The 26,897-nt window shown below is 68.5% G+C and carries 22 protein-coding genes; 16 read left to right on the forward strand and 6 right to left on the reverse strand.

The window, feature by feature from the left end:
* Positions 1–208: 208 nt before the first annotated feature.
* The 3 genes from HH212_RS19015 to HH212_RS19025 all read right to left on the reverse strand — a co-directional run bounded on the left by HH212_RS19015 (position 209) and on the right by HH212_RS19025 (position 4,738).
* Entirely contained in the window at positions 209–2,833 is a 2,625-nt protein-coding gene (locus tag HH212_RS19015; RefSeq protein ID WP_170203942.1) for a TonB-dependent receptor, read from the reverse strand.
* Positions 2,834–3,004: 171 nt separating this feature from the next.
* Complete coding sequence (locus tag HH212_RS19020; protein WP_170203943.1) at positions 3,005–3,829, reverse strand: sterol desaturase family protein; 825 nt, start codon at positions 3,827–3,829, stop codon at positions 3,005–3,007.
* A 129-nt stretch (positions 3,830–3,958) separates the two neighbouring features.
* The gene (locus HH212_RS19025; RefSeq protein WP_170203944.1) at positions 3,959–4,738 is read right to left on the reverse strand and encodes a PEP-CTERM sorting domain-containing protein; all 780 of its coding nucleotides are present in this window, start codon (positions 4,736–4,738) and stop codon (positions 3,959–3,961) included.
* A 328-nt stretch (positions 4,739–5,066) separates the two neighbouring features.
* Between HH212_RS19025 and HH212_RS19030 the strand changes: the two genes are divergently transcribed.
* The 13 genes from HH212_RS19030 to HH212_RS19090 are packed head-to-tail and all read left to right on the forward strand — an operon-like array spanning position 5,067 to position 18,748.
* Positions 5,067–5,717, forward strand: coding sequence for a cytochrome c3 family protein (locus HH212_RS19030; protein WP_170203945.1), 651 nt, complete (start codon positions 5,067–5,069; stop codon positions 5,715–5,717).
* Positions 5,714–8,734, forward strand: a complete 3,021-nt coding sequence (locus tag HH212_RS27430; RefSeq protein WP_229217355.1) for a 4Fe-4S dicluster domain-containing protein — start codon at positions 5,714–5,716, stop codon at positions 8,732–8,734. The genes HH212_RS19030 and HH212_RS27430 overlap by 4 nt, the downstream gene beginning before the upstream one ends.
* Complete coding sequence (gene nrfD / locus HH212_RS19040; RefSeq protein WP_170203946.1) at positions 8,731–10,158, forward strand: NrfD/PsrC family molybdoenzyme membrane anchor subunit; 1,428 nt, start codon at positions 8,731–8,733, stop codon at positions 10,156–10,158. The genes HH212_RS27430 and nrfD overlap by 4 nt, the downstream gene beginning before the upstream one ends.
* Positions 10,155–10,949 (forward strand): DUF3341 domain-containing protein, encoded by a 795-nt coding sequence (locus HH212_RS19045; RefSeq protein ID WP_170203947.1) that lies wholly within the window; start codon positions 10,155–10,157, stop codon positions 10,947–10,949. The genes nrfD and HH212_RS19045 overlap by 4 nt, the downstream gene beginning before the upstream one ends.
* Positions 10,946–11,641, forward strand: a complete 696-nt coding sequence (locus tag HH212_RS19050) for a c-type cytochrome (protein ID WP_229217356.1) — start codon at positions 10,946–10,948, stop codon at positions 11,639–11,641. Before HH212_RS19045 ends, HH212_RS19050 begins: the two co-directional genes overlap by 4 nt.
* The gene (locus tag HH212_RS19055) at positions 11,638–12,720 is read left to right on the forward strand and encodes a hypothetical protein (protein WP_211172368.1); all 1,083 of its coding nucleotides are present in this window, start codon (positions 11,638–11,640) and stop codon (positions 12,718–12,720) included. Before HH212_RS19050 ends, HH212_RS19055 begins: the two co-directional genes overlap by 4 nt.
* On the forward strand, positions 12,713–13,423 hold the full coding sequence (locus HH212_RS27110) for a hypothetical protein (protein WP_211172369.1): 711 nt from the start codon (positions 12,713–12,715) through the stop codon (positions 13,421–13,423). Before HH212_RS19055 ends, HH212_RS27110 begins: the two co-directional genes overlap by 8 nt.
* Positions 13,420–14,427, forward strand: coding sequence for an SCO family protein (locus HH212_RS19065; RefSeq protein WP_170203948.1), 1,008 nt, complete (start codon positions 13,420–13,422; stop codon positions 14,425–14,427). The genes HH212_RS27110 and HH212_RS19065 overlap by 4 nt, the downstream gene beginning before the upstream one ends.
* Positions 14,424–15,371, forward strand: coding sequence for a cytochrome c oxidase subunit II (gene coxB, locus HH212_RS19070; protein ID WP_170203949.1), 948 nt, complete (start codon positions 14,424–14,426; stop codon positions 15,369–15,371). The genes HH212_RS19065 and coxB overlap by 4 nt, the downstream gene beginning before the upstream one ends.
* The gene (ctaD, locus tag HH212_RS19075) at positions 15,346–17,001 is read left to right on the forward strand and encodes a cytochrome c oxidase subunit I (RefSeq protein ID WP_170203950.1); all 1,656 of its coding nucleotides are present in this window, start codon (positions 15,346–15,348) and stop codon (positions 16,999–17,001) included. Before coxB ends, ctaD begins: the two co-directional genes overlap by 26 nt.
* A complete protein-coding gene (locus tag HH212_RS19080) occupies positions 16,998–17,729 on the forward strand; it encodes a cytochrome c oxidase subunit 3 (protein ID WP_170203951.1) in 732 nt (243 codons plus the stop codon). The genes ctaD and HH212_RS19080 overlap by 4 nt, the downstream gene beginning before the upstream one ends.
* A gap of 1 nt (position 17,730) precedes the next feature.
* Entirely contained in the window at positions 17,731–18,087 is a 357-nt protein-coding gene (locus tag HH212_RS19085) for a cytochrome C oxidase subunit IV family protein (RefSeq protein ID WP_170203952.1), read from the forward strand.
* 34 nt (positions 18,088–18,121) lie between these two features.
* Positions 18,122–18,748: a hypothetical protein gene (locus HH212_RS19090; RefSeq protein ID WP_170203953.1), complete on the forward strand. Its 627-nt coding sequence runs from the start codon at positions 18,122–18,124 to the stop codon at positions 18,746–18,748.
* On the opposite strand, the gene HH212_RS19095 is transcribed toward HH212_RS19090, so the two are convergent.
* Complete coding sequence (locus HH212_RS19095) at positions 18,709–18,918, reverse strand: NADAR domain-containing protein (protein ID WP_170203954.1); 210 nt, start codon at positions 18,916–18,918, stop codon at positions 18,709–18,711. The genes HH212_RS19090 and HH212_RS19095 overlap by 40 nt on opposite strands.
* Positions 18,919–19,061: 143 nt before the next feature.
* Here HH212_RS19095 and HH212_RS19100 point away from each other — a divergent pair, with 143 nt between their 5' ends.
* The 3 genes from HH212_RS19100 to HH212_RS19110 are packed head-to-tail and all read left to right on the forward strand — an operon-like array spanning position 19,062 to position 21,636.
* A complete protein-coding gene (locus HH212_RS19100) occupies positions 19,062–19,628 on the forward strand; it encodes a carboxymuconolactone decarboxylase family protein (protein WP_170203955.1) in 567 nt (188 codons plus the stop codon).
* 16 nt (positions 19,629–19,644) lie between these two features.
* On the forward strand, positions 19,645–20,832 hold the full coding sequence (locus HH212_RS19105) for a patatin-like phospholipase family protein (protein WP_170205547.1): 1,188 nt from the start codon (positions 19,645–19,647) through the stop codon (positions 20,830–20,832).
* Positions 20,833–20,853: 21 nt separating this feature from the next.
* A complete protein-coding gene (locus HH212_RS19110) occupies positions 20,854–21,636 on the forward strand; it encodes a 3-hydroxybutyrate dehydrogenase (protein WP_170203956.1) in 783 nt (260 codons plus the stop codon).
* Positions 21,637–21,704: 68 nt separating this feature from the next.
* Here HH212_RS19110 and HH212_RS19115 read toward each other — a convergent pair whose 3' ends face one another.
* Positions 21,705–24,509, reverse strand: a complete 2,805-nt coding sequence (locus HH212_RS19115) for a TonB-dependent receptor plug domain-containing protein (RefSeq protein ID WP_229217357.1) — start codon at positions 24,507–24,509, stop codon at positions 21,705–21,707.
* A gap of 381 nt (positions 24,510–24,890) precedes the next feature.
* On the reverse strand, positions 24,891–26,678 hold the full coding sequence (locus tag HH212_RS19120; protein WP_170203957.1) for a thiamine pyrophosphate-requiring protein: 1,788 nt from the start codon (positions 26,676–26,678) through the stop codon (positions 24,891–24,893).
* Positions 26,679–26,897 lie beyond the last annotated feature (219 nt).

The following is a 26,897-nucleotide window of genomic DNA, read 5'->3' on the forward strand; positions in this document are numbered from 1 at the left end:
TTTTCGTGGTGCTGGAGGACAGGGGTGCCGATGCTTGCAGCCGAAGCGAGCATCAAGCCGTCGTCCCCGCGCAGGCGGGGACCCATACTGAATTTCCAGAGTCGTGCAACCAGAAGCATCGCGGCTCATCGAGGATCACGAGTTCCGATGCTCGGCATGGGTCCCCGCCTGCGCGGGGACGACGTGGCGGCGGCGAGGCCGTGGCGGATCAGAACTTGTACGACAGCCCCAGATTGTAGCGGCGCCCGTAGTTCATCACGTTCTGCACGTACGCATTCCCCGCGCGCGTCTCGATCACCTTCTGGTTGGTGATGTTGTCCAGCCCCAGGCGCAGCTGCAGCTGCGGCGTCAGGTATTGCGAGAAGTTGGCGGTGACGTACAGTTCCTTGGCGTTCTCGATCAGGTAGCTCGGGTCCCATTGCGGCATGCGCACGTAGGGGCTGTGGTAGTTGGCCGAGAGGCGTGCCTCGAAGCCGTTCTTTTCGTACCAGAGCGTGGCGCCGGCGTTGTGGCGCATCAGGCCGACCATCGAGAAGTTGTTGACGTACTCCTTGATGTTGCTCTCGTTGTACGAGTAGTTGGCCGCGATGCCGAGGCCGTCGAACGGCGCCGGCAGCATGGTCAAGGCTTGCTGGTACACCAGCTCCAGGCCGTGCACGTCGCCGCCGGGGCCATTCACCGAGCGGCTGATCACGGCGGCGCGGCCGTCGATGGTGGTGTTGTCGGTGGTGATGCCGATGTAGCTGCCGATGTGTTTATAAAACACGCCGGCCGACAGCAGCGCGCCCTTGTCGAAGTACCACTGGTACGACAGGTCGGCCTGGTTCGACATCATCGGCAGCAGGCCCGGGTTGCCGGCGCTGCCCGACAGCGGCTGCTGCGATCCGGCCGTGGTGTCGACCGAGATCTGGCGCGAGGCGCGCATCTCGTCCAGCGGCGCGCGCGACATGGCGCGTGCCACGCTGAAGCGCAGCTGCTGCTTTTGCGCCTGGTCGAGGTTGAAGATCAGGTTCACGCTCGGCAGCACGCGCGTGTACGAAGTGCCTTCCGAGCGCTCGGTCGGGGTGCCGCCGTTGACTTGCCCCATGCCGGAACCGGTCTGGCTGGTGTGCACCACGCGCACGCCGGCGTTGCCGCGCATGCTCTTGCCGAACACATCGCCGTCCAGGTCGGCCTGGGCGTACAGCGCGCTGGTGCGTTCCTTCACGCGCCAGCCGGCCAGCAGGTCGGTGGTGGTCTGGGTGCGGCCGGCCGGGTCGGTGGCGCCATTGCCGAAGGTCGAGGCCACGGTGCCGTCGAAGTCGCGCAGGAACAGGGCCGGGAAGTAGCCGGGGATGCTCACCGTCTCGTAGGCGGAGGCGGGAATGGCGGCACCGGCCGGCGACAGGTTCCAGGTGGTCTGGCGGTAGCTCTTTTCGCGGTCGGCGAAGCGCGCGCCGAACTTGATGCGGTTGACCAGGCCCAGCTCCAGCGGACGCGCCGCGCTCAGCTGCGCCGAGTTCAGGCGGTCGTCGACGTGGCCGTCGTTGTCGACGTACAGCGAGGGCGTGCCGAAGAGGGCGGCGTTGCCGGTGTCGCCGGTGAACGCATAATTCTGGTGGTCGATGCCGGTGAACGACCAGTTCAGGGTGCCGTTGCCGCTGTACTGGCGCACGTCGGCCCACTGGCTGTCGCGGCTGGCGCGCGAGGTGGCGATATCCGCCTCGATCTTCCAGTCGCCGGCGTTGAACTTGCCGTTCAGGCCGCCGGCCAGGTTGTCCATGTTCTGGAACCAGCGCGTGCTGTGGGTCGAGACCGAGGCGTCGCGCAAGGTGCCGCCGACCACGTAGCCGTTGCGGATGTCGAGATTCGAGAAATTGCCGCTCTCGTAGCCGTCCCAGTTGCCCAGGTCGCTGCTCCAGTGCTGCACGCTCGGTTCCAGGATCTTGTCCTTGGCGTAGTAGACGTCGGCGGTGATGAAGGCGTCCGGACTGGCCTTCCATTCCAGCTTGCCCAGCACGCTGCTGCGTTCGTTGGTGCCGCGCTTGATCTCGTCCTCGAAGCCCCACGGCGTCTTGTCGACCTTGCCGTCGCCGTTCAGGTCGACGGAATGGTCTTCGTTGAAGCCCCAGTGGCGCTTGCGCTCCTGCACCGACGGCTGCTTCTGGTAGCTGAAGGCCAGCGCGGCGCCGACCGTCTTGTCGGCGAACTGGTCGATCCAGATGCCGCCCAGGCGCGGGCGCACCGAGCGGGTGCCGACGTCCTTGGCCAGCGGGTAGTACAGCGCGTCGGCCTTGATCGAGGCCTGGCGACCGTTGTATTTCAGCGGCTGCACGGTCTGCAAATCGATCGTGGTGGCCACGCCGCCCTCGACCAGGTCGGCATTCTGGGTCTTGTAGACCACCGCGCCGCTCAGCGACTCGGACGGGAACTGCTCGAAGCGCACCGCGCGGCCCGGTTCCGACGAGGCCAGCTCGCGCCCGTTGAGGGTGGCGCCGATGAAGCGCTCGCCCATGCCGCGCGCCACGATCTGGCTGGCGTTGCCGCGGTCCAGGCCGGCGGACAGGCCAGGCAGGCGCGCCAGCGATTCGGCGATCGTGGTGTCCGGCAGCTTGCCGATGTCTTCCGACGACACGACTTCGACGATGCTGTTGGAGTTTTCCTTGACCGACAGGGCGCTGCGCAGCGAGGCGCGGATGCCGGTGACGGTGATCTGCTGGACTTGCGCGGTCGAGGTTGCGGCTACGGCATCGGCGGCCTGCGGCGCGTCGCCGGCTTGCTGGGCCAGGGCAGCGGGCACGGCGGGGAACAGGAACAGGGCGCGCACCAGCGCGGCCATGCGGGTTGGCTTCATGGGTCTCCTCGGGGATCTATTATTCGATATGGGTAAATTGATTGCGCTGATTGAGAAATAATCAATTTACTGATCGAAATTCTAGGCGGGTGAACCACCGGCTAACCAATACGATTTCGTTATGTATTTATACGAACTTCGTATAGCTTCAGCATGACCGTGCTTTTTTGCTCAGGTGCGCTGGCCGTGTGGCGCCGCTGGCGGCGCCAGCGGATCGAGCAGCTGCCCCGCCAGCGTCTCCGCCACCGGCGTGCCGGTCCCGCACTCGGCCGGCCAGTGCCGTGGCAGGTAGTGGGTGCCGAACACCCGGTCCAGCACGGGCAGGGTGGAAGCGTAGTTGCGGTTGATGTGGTCGCGCCGGCTGTGGTGCCAGTGGTGGAAGGCGGGCGTGGTCAGCAGCCATTCAAGCGGGCCGAGGCGCCAGCGCAGGTCGGCGTGGATGAAGAAGCCCCACATCGAACCCACGACCAGCAGCAGCGCCGGCGCGCCGCTGCCGGCCACGCCCGGGCTGGCCAGGCCGAGCAGGTACAGCGGCACCAGGCCGAACAGCCGCGTCACGACCATGTCGACCGGGTGCGCGCGGGTGTTGGCCAGGAAGCTCAGGTGCTCGGTGCTGTGGTGCAGGGCGTGGAAGCGCCACAGCCAGGGCAGTTCGTGGCTGAGGCGGTGGCCCCAGTAGAAGCCGGTCTCGGCGACGACGAAGCCGATGGCGAGGCGCAGCCAGTAGGGCAGCGCGCGGATGGCGTCGGTGAGCGCGGCCGGCACCAGGTGCTGGGCGGCGGCGGCCAGCAGCGCGGTCGGCACGCCCAGCAGCACGACCGGCACCATGCCGCTGATGAAGTACCAGGCCAGGTTCTGGCCCAGGTCGCGCCGCGCCGATGCGTCGTGGCGCGCGCCGAACCAGCGTTCGAGCGGGACGAACAGGGCGGTCAGCAGCACCAGCCAGACGCACAGGCGCAGCGCGGTTTCAAGAAACTCGTGGAGGGAAAAGTGCATGGAAGAGGCGCCTGGCGGATGACGGCGTGGCGAGGATGCCGGCAGGTGCGTCAAGGCGTACACGACGAACGGCGCGCCGTCGATGCGCCGTCCGCGTGCCGGGCCTGTGCGCCCGGCGTGCCTGCCTCGTTACGCCGGCTTGCGGGCGACGCCGCGGCGGCGGTAGGCCAGCGCGCCCACCAGGCCCAGGCCGCCCAGCAGCATGCTCAGCGACGACGGCTCGGACACCGCGCTCGACGGGTTGGTGGTCGAGGCGGCATTCATCGACACGTTATCGAGCAGCATGAACGGCGGCGCGCCGGTCGAGCTGCCCTTGGCCAGGAACCACAGCGCCTGGTTGACGCCGGTGGCGGTGAAGGTCATGGTGGCGTTTTTCCAGCCGCTGAAGCCGCCGTCGGCGATGCTCAGCGCGGTGGTGGCCTGGCTGGGGCCTGCGGTGGAAGTGCCGAGGCCGACCTGCCAGTAATCGTCGACGTTGGGGCCGCTGAAATTGGTCTGCTGGGCCAGCGCGTATTCGAATGTGACCGTGTAGGTGCTGCCCACCGTCAGGCCGTTGACGTACTGGTACAGCACGCCCGGGTAGTACAACGGATCCGAGGCGAAGAAGTTGCCGCCGTCGGACGAGCCGCTGAAGCCGTTGTTGGTGCCGCGCAGCTGCAGCACCGAGGCGCTGGTGGTGGCGGTGGCGGCGTTCAGCACGAAGTTGTAGCCGCCGTCGCTGCCGTTGTAGCTGGTCCAGCCGGTCAGGGTGGTGCGGTTCGAGGCGCTGCTGGTGCCATACGACAGCTGCTTGTTGGTGCCGTTGGTGGTCGACTCGAAATTGCCGTTGACGATCAGGTTGGCGTGGGCGACGCCGGCGTGCATGGCGGCGGCGGCGGACAGGGACAGCAGGACGGACTTCAGGCGCATGGGACGGGCTCCAATGAATGAGTGACGGACAGTTGAGGAACTGCCGCCGGCGGCGATTCGGCCGGCGGGAGTTCGACGCGTGACCGTCGTCGAACTGGAATTCAAGCGCGCAAGTTGCGAATTGGCAAAATTAATTGCGCTGAGGATATTCTAGCAGAACTTTCTTGTTGTAAATCAACTCTGCGCGAAAGTGTTGGAAACACATCGGATGCCCGCGGCAACACGCGCCGCCAAGCGTGCGGACCCTCCCTGGGTATCTTGACTATACTGCAAGGATGGATCTGCCGCCCTCACCGCCACCGTCACCGACGCCGTCGCCGCGCCTTGCATGAAACCTGCGTTCTCACGATCGGCGGTGCTGGTCGTCAAGCTGATCCTGCTGGCCATTCCGCTGGCAATCGCCGCCGGCGTGGCGCTGGCGCACTGGCGTATGACGCCGGAATACGCGCAGTTCGAACCGGTCGGCCAGCCGATCCCGTTCAGCCACAAGCACCACGTGGGCGACGACGGCCTCGACTGCCGCTACTGCCACACCTCGGTCGAGAAGTCGAATACCGCCGGCATGCCGTCCACGCAAGTCTGCCTGACCTGCCACTCGCAGCTGTTCCTGGATGCGCCGGCCCTGCAGCCCCTGCACGACAGCATGCGCACCGGTAAGCCGGTCGCCTGGACGCGCGTGCACGACCTGCCGGACTTCGTCTACTTCCAGCACGATATCCACGTCAACAAGGGCGTCGCCTGCATCAAGTGCCACGGCCAGGTCGACCAGATGCCGCTCACCTGGCGCAACGCCTCGCTGGAGATGCAGTGGTGCCTGGAATGCCACCGCAACGCGCCGCAGAACGTGCGACCGCTGAACGAGGTGCTGTCGATGCAGCCGGTGCGCTCGCTGTCGCCGGACGAGGTGCGCCAGCTGCAACGCATGTACAAGCTGCGCGACGCCAACGCGCTCACCAACTGCTCGGTGTGCCACCGATGACCCTGAAACGCTCGATTCCGATCCTGCCGCTGGACGACGCCAACCGCCGCCGCGTGCTCAAGCTGATGGCGGCGTCGGCCGCGCTGGGCGGCAGCGCCTGCAGCGGGCCGCCGGCGGAACGCATCCTGCCCTACGTGCGCATGCCGGAGGGAACGGTGCCGGGCCAGCCGCAGTTCTACGCCAGCGCCTTCGTGCGGCGCGGCTTCGCGCACGGCGTACTGGTGGAGGCCAACGAGGGGCGGCCGACCAAGATCGAGGGCAATCCCGAGCATCCCGGCAGCGGCGGCGCCAGCGACGTGTTCATGCAGGCCTCGGTGCTGCAGCTGTGGGACCCGGACCGCTCGCAGGCGGTCTTTCAGAATACCGAGTTCGGCGGCCAGCCCGGCACCTGGGCCGGTTTCGCGCGCGCGCTGGACGAGCGGCGCGCCGCCTTTGCGCGCGACGGCGGCGCCGGCCTGCGCATCCTGACCGGCGACGTCACCTCGCCGACGCTGGTGGCGCAGCTGCGCGCGCTGATGGACCTGTATCCGAACGCGCGCTGGCACGCCTGGGAGCCGCTGCACGACGATGGCGCCGCCGCCGCCGCGCAACTGGCCTTCGGGCGCGCCGCCGACACCCTGTACCGGCTCGACCGCGCCCAGATGGTGCTGGCGCTGGACGCCGACCTGCTGGGCGACTGGCCGGACGCGCTGCGCAACGCGCGCGACTTCACCGCCGGGCGCCGCGCCGGCGCCGCGCCGGGCAGCGCGCGCTTGTATGCGATGGAAGCCAGCGCCTCGATCACCGGCGCCTTTGCCGACGAGCGCCTGGCGCGCGCGCCGCGCGAGATCGAGCGCTCGCTGTGGCGCATCGCGGCGCGCCTGGGCGCCGTGGCCGACCCCGGCGCCGCGCCGGACGCCGCCACGGCGCGCTGGGAACGCGCGGCGGCGACCGCATTGGCGGCCAACCGCGGACATTGCCTGGTGGCGGCCGGCCCGAGCCTGCGCCCGGCGGCGCGCGCGCTGGCGCACCGCCTCAACGACGTGCTCGGCAACACCGGCGTTACTTTGCTGCACATTGCGCCGGTGTCGAGCGCGGCGCCGCAGCACGGCGCCGCCATCGCCGACCTGGCGCGCGACATGCATACCGGCGCGGTCGATACGCTGCTGGTGCTGGGCGCCAATCCGGTGTACACGGCGCCGGCCGACCTCGACTTCGGGCAAGCCATGCGCCGCGTGAAGCTCAGCGCCCACCTGGGCCTGTACCGCGACGAGACCGCGCACCAGGCCACCTGGCACCTGCCGCAGACCCACTGCTATGAAATGTGGAGCGACGCGCGCGCCCACGACGGCACGGCGTCCATCGTGCAGCCGGTGATCGCGCCGCTGTACGGCGGCCGTTCCGAGCATGCGCTGCTGGCCATGCTGCTGGGGCGCGAAGGCGCCGGGCCGGGCGCGGAAGAGTATGCGGCCGTGCGCCGCACCTGGGCCGAACACGCCGACGGCGACGCCGGGCTGTCCGTGAATGGGCGCGAGGATGCCGACGCAAACCGGCGCCAGCACCCCGGCGTGGACGGCGGTCGCGCCGCGCCCACCATCCTCGGTGCCGCCACCGCGGTCGCCGGCGGCGGAGCAGCCGATCCGCGCTTCGACGCGCGCTTCGAAGGCTTCTGGCAGGAGGCGCTGCGGCGCGGCGTCATCGACGGCAGCGCCGCGGCGCCGCTGGCGCTGAAGGCAGGCGGCGAGATCGGCCCGCCGCCGGCGCGCCTGGACGCCATCGAGATCGTGTTCAAGCCCGACCCCGGCCTGGACGGCGGCGAATTCGCCAACAACGCCTGGCTGCAGGAGTGGCCGCGCCCGCTGACCCAGCTCACCTGGGACAATGCCGCGCTGCTCGGCCCCGGCACGGCGGCGGCGCTGAAGGTGATCGATGGCGAACGCCTGCGCATCGAGGTGGCCGGGCGCACGCTGGAGGCGCCGGTGCTGGTGCTGCCGGAGCAGGCCGACGGCGTGGTCACGCTGCCGCTGGGCTACGGGCGCGCCGCCGCCGGCAACGTCGGCAACGGCGTCGGCTTCGACGCCTACCGCCTGCGCAGCCTGGCGGCGCTGGATGCGCCGGCCGTGGGCAGGCTAACGCGCGCCGCCGGCTTCCACACCTTCGCGCTGCGCCAGAAGGAAGACGACATGCACGGGCGCTCGATCGTGCGCCTGGCCGACCTGCAGGAATTCACGCGCAAGCCCGCCTTTGCCAACGCGCTCGAACGCGACCGCGTGCCGGAACATTCGCTGTACCCGCAGGTGCCCTACAAGGAACACAAGTGGGGTATGGCGATCGACCTGAACGCCTGCATCGGCTGCGGCACCTGCACGCTCGCCTGCCAGGCCGAGAACAACATCCCGACCGTGGGCAAGGAAGAGGTGCTGCGCGGGCGCATCATGCACTGGATCCGCGTCGACCGCTACCGCGACCGCGACACGGGCCGCAAAGGCGCGGGAGGACGCCCGCGCACGCTGTTCCAGCCGGTGCCGTGCATGCATTGCGAGCAGGCGCCGTGCGAGGAGGTCTGTCCGGTCGGCGCCACCGTGCACGACAGCGAAGGCCTCAACGTGCAGGTGTACAACCGTTGCGTCGGCACGCGCTTCTGTTCCAACAACTGTCCGTATAAAGTCCGGCGCTTCAACTTCCTGCAGTACGCCGACGCCTCGCGCGAGCAGATCAAGGCCAGCCGCAATCCGGAAGTCACGGTGCGCCGGCGCGGCGTGATGGAAAAGTGCACCTTCTGCCTGCAGCGCATCACGCGCGCGCGCATCGATGCCGAAAAGCTGGGACGCGGCATCCAGGACGGCGAGGTCGTCACCGCCTGCCAGGCCGCCTGTCCCACGTCCGCCATCGTGTTCGGCGACCTCAACGACAAATCCAGCGCGGTGGTGCGCGCCAAGGCGTCGCCGCTCGACTATGCCTTGCTGGCCGAACTGAATACCCGCCCGCGCACCACCTACGCGGCGCGCGTGGTCAACCCCGATCCGGAGCTGGAATGAGCGCGTCCAAGGAAAACACGGCGCAGCACGCGGCCACGCCCGCGGAAGCGGCGCGCCGGCAGCCGGTCTCGCACGACAGCGCTGTGATCAAGGCGGGCTGGAACTACGCCACCGTCAGCGACAAGATCGCCAACGTGGTCATGAACCAGCCGTTCGGGCGCGGCTGGTGGCTGGCGTTTTTCCTGGCCAGCATCGGCGTGTGCGGCTATTTGGTCGGCATGGTCTGGCTGTTCATGAAGGGCATCGGCATCTGGGGCGTCAACATCCCGGTGGCCTGGGGTTTCGCGCTCAGCAATTTCGTCTGGTGGATCGGCATCGGCCACGCCGGCACCTTCATCTCGGCGGTGCTGCTGCTATTGCGCCAGAAGTGGCGCACCTCGATCAATCGCTTCGCCGAGGCGATGACGCTGTTCGCCGCCAGCATCGCCGGCATGTACCCGATCCTGCACCTGGGCCGGCCCTGGTTCTTCTACTGGCTGGTGCCGTACCCGAACGTGATGAATGTCTGGCCGCAATGGCGCAGCCCGCTGGTGTGGGACTTCTTCGCCATCAGCACCTATATCCTGGTGTCGCTGCTGTTCTGGTACATCGGCCTGATCCCGGACCTGGCCCTGCTGCGCGACCGCGCCGGGCGCATGGGCCGGCGCGGCATGCAGGTCGCCTACGGCCTGCTGGCGCTGGGCTGGCGCGGCGAAGCGCGCCACTGGGCGCGCTACGAGCACGCCTACCTGTTGCTGGCCGGCCTGGCCACGCCGCTGGTGGTGTCGGTGCACACCATCGTGGCGCTCGATTTCGCCTTCGGCAACACGCCCGGTTACCATTCGACCATCTTCCCGCCGTACTTCGTCGACGGCGCGCTGTTTTCCGGCTTCGCCATGGTGCTGACGCTGGCGATCCCGCTGCGCTGGGCCTTCGGCCTGCAGGACTTCATCACCAAGCGCCACCTGGCCAACGCCGCCAAGGTGCTGCTGGTCACCGGCTGGCTGCTGGCCTACGGCTACGGCGCCGAGATCTTCACCGCCTTTTACAGCGGCGACGAAAACGAGATCTACATGACGCTCAATCGTTTTCATGGTCCCTATGCACCGGTCTACTGGACCATGATCGCCTGTAACATCGTCATCCCGCAACTGCTGTGGCTGCGCCGCGTGCGCCACAGCGTGCCGCTGCTGTTCGCCATCAGCCTGGTGATCAACCTGGGCATGTGGATGGAGCGCTTCCTGATCGTGGTGTCCTCGCTGCACCGCGACTACCTGCCGTCCGCCTGGGGCATCTACCACCCGACGTTCTGGGACTGCCTGCAGCTGGCCGGCTCGATCGCCCTGTTCGTCTGGCTGTTCTTGATGTTCGTGCGCGTGCTGCCGGCGATCTCGATGGCGGAGATGCGCGAACTGGTGGACGAGAATGCGAAAGGGAAGGCATGAGCACGCCGACTGAACGCGAGCCGGATCGCCAGCCGGGCCGGGAGGCAGGGCGGGCCGTGCCGCAGCCGCAGGGCGCGCCGCAGCACGGCGAGCCGGCCCGGCCGCACCCGCAGCCGCCGGACGTGCCGGAACGACACGTCAAGGACAGCGCGCCGCCGGCGCCGCAGGCCGCGCCGCAGCACGGCGAGACCAGCCCGGAGCCGAAGGAAGAGCAGGAACAGCCGGCACCGCAGGGCGCTCCAGCGCCGCAGCCGGGGCGGGATGCGCCGCTGTACGGCCTGCTGGCCGAATTCCCGGACGGCGACGCGCTGCTGGCCGCCACCCGCGCCGCACGCGCGCACGGCTACGCGCGCGTGGAAGCCTACGCACCGTTCGCGGTCGAGGGACTGGAAGAGGCGGTCGGCATGAGAAGCAACCGCATTCCCCTGATCACGCTGCTGGGCGGCGTCGCCGGCGGCGCCGCCACCTATTTCCTGCAGTGGTACGCGGCGGTGGTGGATTACCCGATCAACGTCGGCGGCCGGCCGCTGCACAGCTGGCCCGCCTTCATTCCCGCCACCTTCGAGATCACCATCCTGGGCGCGGCGCTGGCCGCGGCGGTGGGCATGCTGGCGCTGAACGGCCTGCCCAGGCTGCACCATCCGCTGTTCGAGGTCGAGGAATTCGAGCTGGCCTCGCGCAACCGCTTCTTCCTGTGCCTGCCGGCGCGCGATCCGGCCTTCGACCGGACGCGCAGCAGCGGCTTCCTGCGCTCGCTCGATCCGCTGCTGGTGCGCGAGGTGCCGGCATGACGCGCGCCGCGCTCGCTCTCGCTCTGCGCCCAGCCGGCACCGGACGCCCGCTGGCGGCGCCGGGTGCGCGCCCGCTGCCGGTCGCGGCCCTGGCCTCGATGCTGCCCTTGCTCGCGTCCTTGCTGCTGGGCGGCTGCGAACGTGCCAAGCAGGACATGTACGACCAGCCCAAATACAAACCGTACGCCGCCAGTCCGCAGTTCGACGACGGCCTGGCCGGGCGCACCGCGCCGGCGGGCGCGGTGCCGCAGGCACGCGGCGCCTTCGCCGGCAGTTCCAGCGGGCGCCTGGGCCGCGAGGCGGTGCTGCGCGACCAGCAGGCGGCGCAGGCACAGGCGATCCCGTATCCCATCGACATGGCGCTGCTGCGGCGCGGCCAGGAGCGCTACACCATCTATTGCACGCCCTGCCACAGCCGCGCCGGCGACGGCGACGGCTATATCGTGCGGCGCGGCTTCCCGGCGCCGCCCTCGTACCACATCGCGCGCCTGCGCGACGCCAGCGACCGCCACCTGTTCGAGGTGATCAGCAACGGCTACGGCATCATGTACCCGTACGGCGACCGCGTGGAGCCGGCCGACCGCTGGGCCATCGTCGCCTACATCCGCGCGCTGCAGTTGAGCCAGCACGCCGAGGCGGCCGCGCTGCCGGCGGCCGTGCGCGCGCGACTGCCGGCCGGAGGCCGGCCATGAACCTGCGCGCACGGGGGAGCGTCATCCGCATCGCGGCGCTGGCCGGCCTGCTGGTTGCCGGCGCCGCCGGCTGGCTGGTCGATGCCCGCGCGCTGCTGGCCTGCTGGCTGGCGGCCTGGTGGTGGTGCGCCGGCATCCTGATGGGCGGCCTGGCCAACGTCTGGCTGCACAACCTCACCGGCGGCGCGTGGGGAGAGGCGATCCGCGCGCCTCTGCTGCATGCGGGACGGCGGGTGCCGCTGGCCTGCCTGCTGCTGTTGCCGCTGCTGGCCGGGGTCGAGCTGCTGTACCCGTGGGCGGCGCCGGGCGGCACCGCGCACTGGCGCGAGCTGCTCAGCGCGCCGGACTTCAAGCTGTGGTGGCTGTCGCGCGGCTTCTTCACCGTCCGCGCGCTGGGCTACCTCGCGCTGTGGAGCCTGCTGTCCTGGCTGGCGCGGCGCCCGGCGCTGGCGCGCTCGCAAGGCTTCGCAGCGCTGGCGCTGCTGGCGTACGGCGTCAGCGTCAGCTTCGCCGCGCTCGACTGGATCATGTCGCTGCAGCCGGAGTGGCGCTCCAGCGTGTTCGGCTGGCTGGCCGGTTCGGGCCAGATGCTGGCCGGGATGGCGTTGGCCATCGTCCTGATCGACCGCGAGCGTTGCAGGAAAGCGTTGCCGGACCTCGGCAACCTGCTGCTGATGTACGTGCTGCTGTGGGCCTACATGGCCTACGTGCAGTACCTGATCATCTGGGGCGCCGACCTGCCCAACGAAATCGCCTGGTACGTGCGCCGCCGTACGCCGTTGTGGACGGCGGTGGCCTGGACGCTGGCGGCGTTCCACTTCGCCGCGCCGCTGCTGATCCTGCTGTCGCGCCGCGCCAAGCGCGCGCCGCGCCTGCTCGGGCTGCTGGCGCTGGGCTTGCTGGCGGCGCACCTGCTCGACTGCTGGTGGCTGGTGCTGCCGGGCGCGGCGCCGCTCTCGCTGCACTGGCTGTGGATGGCGCCGCTGCTGGCGCTGGGCATGGGGGCGCTGCTGCTGCCGGCGCCGGCGCCCACGCTGCCGCACGAGAAGCAAACGGACGAGGAGCGCGCGCATGCCTGAACAGGATCGCAAGCCGGTGCAGCAGGCGCCGCACCAGGAATCCGGACAGGGGCGGCCGGCGCAGGACCTGCCTGAGGAGCCTGCCGAGGAGCAGGCGCGCGGCCGGGAACAAACGCCGGAACGCGGGCAGGAACGCGGGCAGGAACGTGGGCAGGAACGTGGGCAGGAGCGGCGCCGGGCGGACGCCGCGGGGCGCGAGCCGCGTGACGCCGGCCACCCGGACGACATCGACCTGCGCGCCGTGGCCTGGGGCGGCGCCATCATCGTCACCGGCATCGTGTTCGCGGTGGCAGTGTCGTGGTTCGGCCTGGGGCTGCTGTGGCCGGGCCACGGCCACCATCCGCCCGACGCGGTCGGCGCCGCGCCCACCGCCCGGCCGCGCCTGGAAACGGCGCCACAGCCGGAACGCGCCGCCTACGACCGCGAAAAGGCGCAGCTGGTGGACGGCTACGGCTGGGTCGACCGTGAGGCGGGCATCGCGCGCATTCCGGTCGAGCAGGCGATGCAGCTGATGGCGGCGCGGCCGCGGCCGCGGCCGGGGACGGGACAGGCGCAGGCGCAAGCGGAAACGCCGGCGTTCGCAGGCGCGCCTGCGGACCGGCGGCCGGACCGGCGCGGGGACGAGCGCAAGAAGGTGCGCAAGGATGAGCAGAAGGATATGCAGATGAGCACGGCAAACGGGCCGGGGGAGCAGGGCAGATGAGGCGCAGCACCGACAATCGGAGGGCGCGGCGGGTGGCGACGGATGGCGTGCCGGCGCCGGCCACGTGCGGCACGGCAGTGCCGGACACGGAGCGCGGCGTGCGGGCGTGCAGGGCGCCCCGCCGGCTGCGGGCCGCCGGGCTGGCGCTGGTCGTGCTGTCCGGCGCGGGCACCGCCCTGGCCGCACCGCCGCTGGCGCTGCCGCCGGCGCCGCAGGCCGCGTTCGCCCCGCTGCCGGGCACGCGGCTGCCGCTGGACGCGCGCTTCACCGACGACGACGGCCGCGCGCTGCGCCTGGGCAGCCTGTTCGGCGCGGCGCCGGTGGTGCTGGTGCCCGGCTACTACACCTGCCCGAACCTGTGCTCGACGTTGTTCGAAGGCGTGCTGCAGGCGCTGGCCTTGAGCGGCCTGCCGGGCGATGCCTACCGCCTGGTCGGCTTTTCGATCGACCCGGACGACAGCGCCGCGCGCGCGCTGGGACGCAAGCGCGCCTACGCAGCCATCCTGCCGTCCGGCGCCGGCCTGCACCTGCTGAGCGGCGCGCCCGGCGCGGCCGCCGATGTCACGGCGCTGGCCGACGCAATCGGCTACCGCGCCAGCCGCGACGCCGACGGCCAGTTCGCGCACGCGGCCGGCTTCGTGGTGGCGACCGCCGACGGCCGCATTTCTGCCTTCTTTTCCGGTGTGCGCTTCGACCCGGCCTCGCTGCGCGCGGCGCTGGAAGCGGCGCGCCTCGGACGCATCGGCAGCGCAGCCACCCGTGGCGGCGCCGACGCCGGCAATGCTGCAGCAGCCGGCACGGTGGCCGTCAACGCAATCGACACAGCCGACGCAGCCGGCCCCGGCCTCGGCCAGCGCTTCCTGATGCTGTGTTCGCACTATGCCCCCGCCAGCGGCCTGCACTCGGCCGGCGCATTGTGGGCGGTGCGCGCCGGCGTGCTGCTGGCGCTGGCGGCGCTGCTGGCCTGGGCCTGGCGCCGCCGTCCGCAGGGAGCGCGCCCATGAACCCGATGCACATCCTGCCGGCCAGCGCGTCCGGCTCGGCCGACCGCCTCGATTCGCTGGCGCTGAGCATGCTGCTGCTGACCGGCTTCGTGGCGGTCACCGTCTTCGTCCTGATCGTGGTGATGTGCGTGCGCTACCGCGCCGGCACGAAGGTCAATCGCGTCAATCCGCCGGCCGGCAACCGCGCGCTGGAAAGCACCTGGATCGCGATCCCGATGCTGATCTTCTTCGGCGTGTTCGCCTGGGCCGCGATCGATTACGTGAAACTGTACGATCCGCCCGACGACGCCATGCCGGTGTACGTGGTGGCCAAGCAGTGGATGTGGAAGGCCGAGCACCGCAACGGCAAGCGCGAGATCGGCGAACTGCACGTGCCGCTGGGTACGCCGGTGCGCTTGCTGATGACGTCGCAGGACGTGATCCACAGCTTCTTCGTGCCGGCCTTCCGCATCAAGCAGGACGTGCTGCCGGGCCGCTACACCGCGGCCTGGTTCGACGCCAAGGCCGCCGGCGAATACCGCCTGTTCTGCGCCGAGTTCTGCGGCACCGACCATGCCGTGATGGGCGGACGCATCGTGGTGATGCCGCCGGCCGCGTTCGCGCGCTGGCTGGAAGAAGGCCCGCGCCAGCCCGGCATGGCGGCGCGCGGCTACGAGCTGATGCGCAGCTACGGCTGCACCGGCTGCCACGCCGCCGGCTCCAGCGTGCACGCGCCGCTGCTCGAAGGTTTACTGGGGCGCGAAGTGCACCTTTCCGACGGCCGCACCGTGCGCGCCGACGCCGCCTACGTGCGCGATTCCATTTTATTGCCGCAGAAGGACGTGGTGGCGGGCTACGCCCCCGTCATGCCATCCTTCGCCGGCCAGATCGCCGAGGAAGACCTGCTGGCGATCATCGAATACCTCAAGGAGAGCAACCATGACGAGCGCAACCGGGACCGATAGCGCGCCCCCCGACGCCGCCGACCAGCCGCGCGCAGTCGATCCGCCCGACCAGCCCAGCTACCTGGCCGACGGCCATTCGCTGCGCTCCTGGCTGGGCACGCGCGACCACAAGCGCATCGCCATCCTGTACGCGATCGCGATCACGCTGTTCTTCTTCATCGGCGGCATGGCGGCGGCGCTGATCCGCTTCGAGCTGGCCACGCCGCAGGGCGACCTGGTCACCGCGGAGACCTACAACAAGCTGTTCACCGCGCACGGCGTGATCATGGTGTGGCTGTTCCTGATCCCGTCGATCCCGCAGGTGCTGGGCAACTTCCTGGTGCCGCTGATGATCGGCGCGCGCGACCTGGCCTTCCCGCGCCTGAACCTGGCCAGCTGGTACACGTACATCGCCGGCGGCATCTTCACGCTGGGCGCGCTGCTGCTGGGCGGCGTGGACACCGGCTGGACCTTCTACACGCCGTTCTCGTCGATGTTCTCGAACTCGAACGTGGTGATGGCGCTGCTGGGTATCCTGATCCTCGGCTTCTCGTCGATCATGTCGGGCCTGAACATCATCGTCACCGTGCACACCATGCGCGCGCCCGGCATGAGCTGGTTCCGCATGCCGTTGTTCATCTGGGCCAACTACGCGACCTCGATCATCCTGGTGCTGGCCACGCCGGTGCTGGCCATGACACTGCTGCTGGTCGGCATCGAGCGCGTGTTCCAGGTCGGCATCTTCGACCCGGCGCTGGGCGGCGACCCGCTGCTGTTCCAGCACCTGTTCTGGTTCTATTCGCACCCGGCGGTGTACATCATGGTGCTGCCGGCGATGGGCGTGGCCAGCGAGATCATCCCGTGCTTCGCGCGCCGTCCGGTGTTCGGCTACCGCTTCATGACCTATGCGATCCTCGGCATCGCCGTGATCGGCTTCCTGGTCTGGGGCCACCACATGTTCGTTAGCGGCCAGTCGGTGTACGCCGGCATGGTGTTCTCGCTGCTGTCCTTCCTGGTGGCGATCCCGTCGGCGATCAAGGTGTTCAACTGGACCGCCACGTTATATAAAGGCTCGATCACTTTCCACGCGCCGATGCTGTACGCGCTCGGCTTCGTCGGCCTGTTCACCATCGGCGGCCTGACCGGGCTGTTCCTGGCCGCGCTGGCGCTGGACGTGCACCTGTCCGACACCTATTTCGTGGTCGCCCACTTCCACTACATCATGGTGGGCGGCTCGGTGATGGCCTACTTGGGCGGCATCCACTTCTGGTGGCCGAAGATCACCGGGCGCATGTACTCGGAAGCCTGGGGCAGGGTGGCGGCCCTGCTGATCTTCTTCGGTTTCAACCTGACCTTCTTCCCGCAATACCTGCTCGGCTACGGCGGCATGCCGCGCCGCTACCACAGCTATCCGCCGGAATTCCAGGTGCTGAACGTGCTGTCCTCGGCCGGCGCCTCGCTGCTGGCGGTCGGCTACCTGCTGCCGCTGATTTACCTGACCTGGTCGCTGTTCAAGGGCAAGCGCGCCGCCGCCGACCCGTGGCGCGCCACCGGCCTGGAATGGCAGACCGACTCGCCGCCGCCGACCCACAACTTCGCCGAGCAGCCGATCGTCACGCGCGGCCCGTACGCTTATACGCCAACGCCATGAGCGCCGCCTCCACCTCCACCGTGGCGGCCGAGGAGCCCAATCCGGCCTCGCCGCATGCCGAACAGGTGCCGGCGCCGGCATCGGCGCCGCACGCCGAGCAGTTCCGCACGCGCGAGCGCCAGGAACTGGCCGCCACGCTCGGCGTGTGGATCTTCCTGTCGACCGAGCTGCTGTTCTTCGGGCCGCTGTTCTTCGGCTACCTGTACCTGAGCACGCACTATGCGCCGGCGGTGCACGCCGCCAGCCGCCACACCGACCTGCTGCTCGGCACCGTCAACACCGCGCTGCTCCTGACCAGCAGCCTGTGCATCGCGCTGGCGGCGGTGAAAGCCAAGCCGGGCCGCGAAGACAGCCGCCCGACGGTGCGCCTGATGGGCATCGCCATGCTGCTCGGCGTCGCCTTTTTGGCGATCAAGGGCTTCGAGTGGCACAAGGAGTACACGGAAGGCCTGTTCCCCAGCGTACATTTTGCGCCGAAGGAGGGCGGCAGCCCGGCCCACGTGCACGCGATGCAGCTGTTCTTCCTGCTGTACTTCGCCATGACCGCGCTGCACGCGCTGCACCTGGTGGTCGGCCTCGGCCTGTGCGGCCTGGCGGCGTGGGCGCTGCGGCGCGGCAAGGCGCGTGCCGAGCACATCGAGCTGGTCGGCCTGTACTGGCACTTCGTGGACGCGGTGTGGATCTTCCTGTACCCGCTCCTGTACCTGGCCGGACGCGCGGGAGGCTGAGATGGACGATGACAAGAAGACGCGCAAGCAGGACGCGCGCAAGGATGAAGTGACGCTGGTGCTGGTCTGGATCGCGCTCGTGCTGCTGCTGGCGGCGAGCGCCGGGCTGGCGCTGCTGCGGCTGGGCGCCTGGAGCGGCCCGATCAGCCTGGGCATCGCCGCCGTCAAGGCGGCACTGGTGCTGTGGTTCTTCATGCGCCTGCGCTCCAGCCACGGCCTGATCTGGACCGCGGCGATGGTCGGACTGGTGGCGCTGACGGTGCTGTTCGGCCTGTCCGGCATGGACTTCGCCACGCGGCCGCTGCATCCGGCGCCGATGCAGGGGCCGGTGCAGCTGGCGCCGCTGGTGCACGGATAATGTGGACCCGACAGCGATGAATCGGCGTTCACTCATGGCCGCGCTGGCCTCGGCGGGCATCGCTGGCTGCACCAGGCCGGACTATGCCGGCACGGTGCGACTGACCGAAGGCAATCGCGTGGTCGAACTACGGATTCCGGTCGCGTACTTTACCGGCTACGATCCCAAGCCGGACATGCCGTTCGTTTGGGTCTATTTTTCCTATCCGGATTTGCGGCCGGAGGCTTTCCCGGGCGATACCGGCAACGTCATCGCGCTCCTCATCGAAAATATCGGCATGCAAAGGACGCGCGCCGAATTCGCGTTCGGCAGGAGCGGCCTGCAGGTCGAAGCGCAGGATTTGCCATTGAATGCGCAAGCCGACATGGCTTCGCTGCGCCGCTTGCAGGGGCCGGTGCACAAGGGAGAAGTATCGGAAGAAGTGTTTGCACTGACGGCACAAGGGCACATCATCCGTTATTCGACTACCGACGGCATGAACGCGAGTGCCGATCGGCGCTATTCGGACGCCATCGAGTTGTGTTATGTCTTGCATCCCGGCTTGCTGGCCCACAAGGCGTCGGTCGACCAGGCCGTGACAGCCCTGGTCGATGGTTTCCTGGACAAAAATGCGCGTCCGTTTCATGCGCGCATGGCGGTGCGTACTTTCACGAGTGCGTAGCCGAGCAGGTTGCGCTCTTGCCATTCGCGCGGCGATACGGTCTTCGCCGCCTGTCCTTCCAGCCCGATGTCACAGACGGCATCTACCGGGTTGGCTTCTACCAGCACGTCGTCGCCGGTCGACAGCAGGAACCGGTGCAGGTACCGGTGATTCAATCGATCCGCGCTCATGGCCAGCCCCGCGTAAATATTGCGTCCGCATTCAATCGTACAGCATGCGAAGCCGCGCAGTGCCAGAATGGTAACGGACGCGCCGAGGCATGTTCTTTCCAGCGGCGCTGCCTTTTCCCGTCAACACATTCGTGAGGAATCGATTGCGCCTGCCACTCATCCCCCCGGCCGAACTCAACGCCGAACAACGGCCCTTGTACGACGAAATGCGCAAGGGTATCGCCAGCAACTTCAACGCCTTCAAGGTCGAGCGCGAGGACGGGGCCCTGATGGGCCCGTGGAATCCGTGGCTGCACGAGCCCGCGATCGGCAAGGCGATCTGGGATTTGACCCTGGCGATGACCGCCAATGCCGCCTTGCCCGACAACGTGCGCCAGATCGCCATCCTGGTGGTGGGCGCGCGCTACAACGCCGCCTACGAGCTGTACGCGCACGTGGCGGTGGCCGAGCACGAGGGCATGTCGCCCGAGCGCCTGGCCGCGCTGGTGGCGGGCGTCAAGCCGACCGACCTGAGCAAGGAAGAAAACGTCGCCTTCGACTTTTCCCACGCGCTGGCGCGCGGCGGCGTGCTGCCGGAGCCGCTGTACCGGCTGGCGCTGGGCACCTTCGGCCAGCACGCCACCAACGAGCTGATCTACCTGGTCGGGCTGTACGCGCTGGTGTCGACCACGCTGAACGGCTTCAACGTGCCGGTGCCGGAACGTGAATAGACGCGACGACAGCGTATTGCACGAGGGACGGCGCGCGCCCGCCGAGCCGCCCCGTCCGTGCGCCACCGATTTCCAGAGCATCGCGCTGGTGCTGCAGGGCGGCGGCGCGCTCGGCGCCTACCAGGCCGGCGTGTACGAGCGCATGCTGGAGCAGGGCATCGAGCCGACCTGGATCTCGGGCATCTCGATCGGCGCCATCAACAGCGCCATCATCGCCGGCAACCCGCGCGCGCAACGGGTGGCGCGCCTGCGCGAGTTCTGGGAAGGCGTCAGCGCCGCCGGCGACGGCGTGCTGGGCGACCAGTGGAACGCCCTGGCGCTGGCCGACGTCTGGCGCGCCTGGCTGAACCAGGCCGCCGCCGGGCGCGTGCTGGTGCAGGGCGTGCCCGGCTTCTTCGAGCCGCGCCTGCCGCCGCCCTACCTGGCGCCGTTCGGCAGCGGCGCCACCAGCTACTACGACACCGCGCCGCTGCGCGCCACGCTCGAGCGCCTGGTCGATTTCGAGCGCATCAACGCGCGCGAGACGCGCCTGAGCATCGGCGCGGTGAATGTCCGCACCGGCAACTTCGCCTACTTCGACAACGCCGCCGACCGCATCGGTCCCGAGCACATCATGGCCAGCGGCGCGCTGCCGCCCGGCTTCGACGCGGTCGAGATCGACGGCGAGCGCTACTGGGACGGCGGCATGGTGTCCAACACGCCGCTCGACTGGGTGCTGTCCTCGCGCGCGCGCCTGGATACGCTGGTGTTCCAGGTCGACCTGTGGAGCGCGCGCGGCGAGGTGCCGAGCGACTTGGCCGGCGTGGCCACGCGCATGAAGGAAATCCAGTACTCGAGCCGCACGCGCAGCGCCACCGATGCCTTCCGCCGCACCGAAAAGCTGCGCACCGCGTTCAACGAACTGCTGGCGCAGATGCCGCCGGCGCTGGCCGCCACGCCGCAGGCGCGCCTGCTGGCCGAGGCGTCCGGCCCGGCGTTGTACGGCATCGTCGAGCTGGTGTACCGCTCGCCGACCTACGAAGGCCAGTGCAAGGACTTCGAGTTCTCGCGCCGCACCATGAACGACCACTGGCAGGCCGGCTATGCCGACGCCGCCAGGACGCTGGCGCACGACGAGATCTTCCGGCTGCCCGCCGCCGCCGACAATCCGGCCGTCTACGATTTCCTGACGGCGCCGGCGCAGCCACTCCCTCAACCCGCATGAACCAAGCTACAAGGAACCGACATGAATTTGAATGACAAGGTCGCCGTCGTCACCGGCGCCGCCAGCGGCATCGGCAAGCAGATCGCCAGGACCTACTTCGACAACGGCGCCAAGGTCGCCATCGCCGACCTCGACCTGGCCGCGGCGCAGGCGGCGGCGCGCGAACTCGACCCGTCCGGCGAGCGCGCGCTGGCGGTGGCGATGGACGTCACCAGCGAGGAGCAGGTCGAGGCCGGCATCGCCGCGGTGGCGGCCAAGTTCGGCGGCATCGACGTGCTGGTCTCGAACGCCGGCATCCAGATCGTCAACCCGGTCGAGTCGTTCGACTTCGGCGCCTGGAAGAAGATGCTGGCGATCCACCTGGACGGCGCCTTCCTCACCACGCGCGCCTGCCTGAAGCTGATGTATGCGCAGGGCCGCGGCGGCAGCGTCATCTACATGGGATCGGTGCACTCGAAGGAAGCCTCGAAACTCAAGGCACCGTACGTGACGGCCAAGCACGGCCTGGTCGGCCTGGCCAAGACGGTGGCCAAGGAAGGCGCCGCGCACGGCGTGCGCGCCAACGTGATCTGCCCGGGCTTCGTGCGCACGCCGCTGGTGGAAAAGCAGATTCCCGAGCAGGCCAGGGAACTGGGCATCAGCGAGGACGAGGTGGTCAAGAACGTGATGCTGAAGGATACCGTCGACGGCGAATTCACCACCGTCGACGACGTCGCCCAGACCGCGCTGTTCCTGGCGGCGTTCCCGACCAACGCGCTGACCGGGCAATCGATCGTGGTCAGCCACGGCTGGTTCATGCAATGACGTGATCGAAGGACCGGGCCGCGGCCCAGTCCCGGCGAGGCGGCGCCATGCCGGCGCCGCCGTGCGGATCACAGCGTGTAGCTGGCCGCGAAGCCGAACTTGCGCAACTGCGGATTCGACGTGTAGCCGTCGCGCCAGCGGATCGGAATATCCTTGTCGGCGATATTGTCGACGTAGAAATTCAGGCGCACGTGGTGGATGCCGCTGTAGGTCAGGCTGTAGTCGAAGGTGGTGTTGGTGCCCACGCGCTCGCAGTTGGCCAGGTATTCGGCGGCGACTTTTTGCGTGGCGCAGTAGGTCGGCGACGAGATGCTGTTGTTGCTGTAGCCGCTGGAAAAGTTCCCGGTCAGGCCATGGTCCCAGTCGCCGTGCTTGACGTAGGCGCGCGCGCGCAACTTCAGGCGCGAGCCGACGTCGTAGGTGCCGCTTTCGTTCGGATAGTAGGCGTTGTTGGCCACGTTGAATTCCTGGAACTTCCACAGGTAGTTACCGTCCAGCTTCAGGCGCACGTCGACGCCGGCCACGCGCACGCGTCCGGACGCGTCGAAGTCGAAGCCGGAAGCGCGCGTGCGGCCGCTGTTGACGTACGGGTTGTAGACCAGCCCCAGCTTGCCGACGCCGCCGTAGTTCAGGGTGTTGCCCGGCGCGTACTTGCGCACCAGCGCCAGGAACTCGTTGTCGTTGGCGGTATTGTCGACCCGGATCAGCTGGCCGGCCGGCAGGCTGGCTTCGCCGTTCAAGATGTCGGCCACGCTGCGCGTGCCGATCTCGTTGCGGCGCTCGATGAAGTAGTAATCGAGGGCCATGGTCCAGTTCTTGACCGGTTCGAACACGAAACCGGTGGTGACGGAACGCGAGGTTTCCGGCTTCAGATCCGGGTTGGATGCGACGAAGCTGGGCAGCGAGGTCAGGCACTCGTTGTTCTGGAAGGTGTTGGCCTGCGCCTTGTCCGCCGTGGTCGCGCCCGCCGCGCCCTGCACCAGCTTGTTGAGCTGGGTCGCGATCGGGCAGCGGCGCGGGTCGACCACGCTGGTCGCCACCGAGCTGCGGCCCAGGCCGTTGCCGGACTCGACGATGTTCGGCGCGCGGAAGCCGCCGGACGCGGTGGCGCGCAGCAGCAGGCTGTCGCTGACGTTGAAGCGCAGGCCGAGCTTGGGCGACACGTGCGCCTCGGCATTGTCGGTCTTGTCGGCGCGCAGCGCGGCGTTCAATTCGAGGTTCTTGGTCAAGGGCGCCACGGCTTCGGTGAACAGCGCGTACTGGCCGACCTGGTCGTCCACCTGCAGGCCGAAGATGCCGACCAGTTCGCCGTTCAGCACGTTGTCCGAGCTCTTCATGCGGTAGGCGTTGCTGCGGATGTCGGTGCCGACCGCGATATTCAGCGGGCCGGCCGGCAACTGGGCCACGGTGCCCGACACGGTCGCATCGAAGAATTTCACCTGGGCCTTGCCGTCGGTGGTGCGCACCGGGAACATGGTTTCCAGCAGCGCGCGGTCGTTCTGCTGGCCGAACTTGTAGGTGCCGTTGACGATCGCGTTGGTGTAGCCGGTGGCGCTCACCGCGCGCGTGGCCTTGGTCGCGGTCGAATTCATCCAGCCGGCCGCCGACTTCCAGTCGAAGCCGGCGATGGTGCCGCTCAGCGCCAGCATCACGCGCGATTGCTCGGCGTCGGTGCGGTTGAAGTTGAAGCCGTCGCCGGTGTCCAGCAGGCGCGCACGGTATTCGGTCGCCACCGAATACGGGTTGTTCGGGTGGCCGACCGGCAGTTTGGGATAGGAGAACGGGCCGACCATCTTGCCGGCGTAGACGTTGTACCAGACGCTGGTGGACGTGGTCGAGCCGCCGTTATTGGTGGCGAACGGCGCCACGATGTAGTCGGTGGTCGCGGCGGAATGGGTGATTTCCAGGTTGGCGTCGATCTCCTTGCCCAGCTTGAAATGGGTGTTGCTGACCAGCGCGTGGCGCTTGTTGTCGGTGGCCAGGCCGGTGTACGGCAGCAAGTCCCATTTGCACAGCTTGTCGCTCGGGTCGATGGCGTCGGCCGGGCAGCCGGGCGCGGCGACGATGTTGGTGCTGCTGCGATAGTAATTGCCGGTCGGCGAATAAGTGCTCTTGGCGTCCCAGGTCGAGCGCCCCGGCGTCAGGCGGTGCCAGTCCGGATAGTGGCTGCGCAGGTCGCCGGTGCTGTAGCCGTCGGTCTTGTAGCCTTCCACGCTCAGGTAGGTATTGAAGCCCTGCTGCTCCAGGTCGCCGTAGCCGAAGATGGCGGCCACGTTGCGGTTGCGCATGTCCTTGAAGTGCTGCGCTTCCTTGTACTGGGCGCGTATGCGCGCTCCCTGGAAATTGTTGCGCAGGATGATGTTGACCACGCCGGCGATGGCGTCGGAACCGTAGATCGCCGAGGCGCCGTCCTTCAGGATCTCGATGCGTTCGATGGCATCGCTGGCGATCGCGTCGAGGTTGGTGAAGTTCTGCTGGGCGCCGTCGGCCAGGCCGTACGGGGCGATACGGCGGCCGTTGACCAGCACCAGGGTCGACACCTTGTTCAGGCCGCGCATGCTGATGCCGGACGCGCCGGTGGCGAAACCGCCCGACCCGCCGGTGGCGGAACTCAGGTCGGTATTGATGGCCGCGGTGCTGGTGAGGATCTCGAGGGCGGTCGTCTTGCCGATCTTTTCGATATCGTCGCGGGTCAGGACCTGGACCGAGCCGGCCGCTTCCGCATCGGTGCGCTTGATGCTGCTGCCCGTGACTTCGACGCGCTGCATCGGCGTGGTGGGCTGGATGTTTTCCTGTGCGGCGGCAACGGCAGGAAAGGCCAAGGTCAACGCCAGTGCGACGGCGTTCTTTTGCAAGGTGCTCTTGTGCTTCACAACGACTCCCGGGTGATGGTTTTATTGTTGGATCGCACGCATCGGCCGGGCAGGCAAGGTAGGCCTGCCGGTGATCACGGACGTACATACTTTTGCATAGCATTTCTATAATGCAAAGTTGTAAATTCCATTTCCGGGATTTATCGGTTACTTCTCGTTACATGTGTTGTGATTTGACTACAAAGTGCGCAGGTGCTTGATCGGATTCCGAATAAAGTTGAGCGTTTTGCGCATAAGCTGCGCGAAAACGGGCGCCGAGTGCGAGTTTCATGCTTGGAATTGCTCGATTACGGTGGGCACAGGCCGACGGTATGATCGGCCTGACGGCTAGAGTACCCAACGTATCCATGCTGCCGGAGGCGGCTAACGCCCCCGTCGTCGTCAGGATTTGTCCTTGGGCAGGATCGCGCTGAGCACCTGGCGCGCCACGCCTTTCAGCATCGAGCCTTCGCTCGGGTCGCCGTGCAGCAGGGTCGAGGTCAGGTTCTTGGCCTGCTCCAACGTGATGTGCGAGGGCAGCGGCGGCACTTCCGGATCGGTCTTGAACTCCAGCACCACCGGCTTGTCGGACGCCAGCGCCTCGGCCCAGGCCGCGCCGACCTTGTCCGGATCGTCGCAGAAGATGCCTTTCAGGCCGACCAGCTCGGCGAAGCGCCAGTACGGCACGTCCGGCAGGTCCTGGCTGGCCTCGAATTTCGGGTCGCCTTCCATCACGCGCTGCTCCCAGGTCACCTGGTTCAAGTCCTGGTTGTTGAACACGCACACGATCCAGCGCCCGTCCTTCCACTCGCGCCAGTACTTGGCCACCGTGATCAGCTCGGCCATGTTATTCATCTGCATCGCGCCGTCGCCGACCAGCGCCACCACTGGGCGCGACGGATGCGCGAACTTGGCGGCGATGGCGTACGGCACCGCCGCCCCCATCGACGCCAGTCCGCCGGACAGCGAGCACATCATGCCGCGCCGCACCTGCAAATCGCGCGCATACCAGTTGGCGCACGAGCCGGAGTCACTGGTGACGATGGCGTCGTGCGGAATGCGCGGCGACAGTTCCCACACCACGCGCTGCGGATTGACCGGGTTGGCCGGCGCCAGCGCGCGCTCTTCCAGCGTCTTGTGCCAGTCGCGCATGCCGGATTCGATGCCGTCGCGGAAGTCGCGGTCGGCCTTCTGCTCCAGCAGCGGCAGCAGCGCGCGCAGGGTCTCGGCGCTGTCGCCGTGCAGGTTGACCTCGGTGGCGTAGCGGATGCCGAGCATGGTCGGCGAGATGTCGATCTGCACCGCGCGCGCCTTGCCCTCCTTGGGCAGGAACTCGACGTAGGGGAACGCGGTGCCGACCATCAGCAGCGTGTCGCAATCGTTCATCATGTCCCAGCTCGGCTTGGTGCCCAGGATGCCGATCGAGCCGGTCACCCACGGCAGGTCGTCCGGCAGCACCGCCTTGCCCAGCAGCGCCTTGGCGGCACCGGCCTGCAGGCGGTCGGCCACGGCGATGATCTCATCGGTGGCGCCGAAGGCCCCGGCGCCGACCAGGATCGCTACCTTCTTGCCGGCATTGAGCACCTCGGCGGCGCGGCGCAGGTCGACCTCGTACGGCACCACGCGCGGGCGCGTGTAGCCGACGCTGGAGGTGACGCTGGCGTGCGCGTGCGGCGGGTCCTCGTACTTCTCTTCCTGCAGGTCGTTGGGCAGTATCAGCACGCCGACGCTGCGGTTGCCCAGCGCGGTGCGGATCGAACGGTCGATCAGGTGGCGCACCTGCGACGGCACCGAGGCTTCCTGCACGAAGTCGGCGACGTCGCTGAACATGCGCTCGAGGTTGATTTCCTGCTGGTAGTGGGCGCCGCGCGCGGTGCGCGCCGCCTGGCCGGCGATGGCCAGCACCGGCTGGTGGTCCAGCTTGGCGTCGTACAGGCCGGTCACCAGGTGCGAGGCGCCGGGGCCACCGGTGGACAGGCACACGCCCAGTTCGCCGGTGAACTTGGCGTGCGCCGCCGCCATGAAGGCCGCCATTTCCTCGTGCCGCACCTGGATGAATTCGATCTTGCCCTTGGCGCGGGCGAGGGCGCCGATCACGCCGTTGATGCCGTCGCCGGGATAGCCGAAGATCTTCTTGACGCCCCATTCCACCAGCCGTTCCACCACGAAATCGCCCACCGTCTTGCTCATGTCCGCTCCAATGCCAATCGATTATTCGAGTTGTCAGGCTAGCAGGAGGGTCGTATTGGCGAGCGCACGATACCGCAGGACATCGCCCGTTAAGGATGAGCAAGGAGCAGGGGTGCGGACGTACTGGGCGGATGTTCTGGATTGGCGGTGGATGCGACGGGCCGATCCGGACCGGTCATGACAGTGTATGACTTTTTGCGGACCGCCAGCCTGCTATGC

The organism is Massilia forsythiae (assembly GCF_012849555.1).
GTDB lineage: Bacteria > Pseudomonadota > Gammaproteobacteria > Burkholderiales > Burkholderiaceae_D > Telluria > Telluria forsythiae.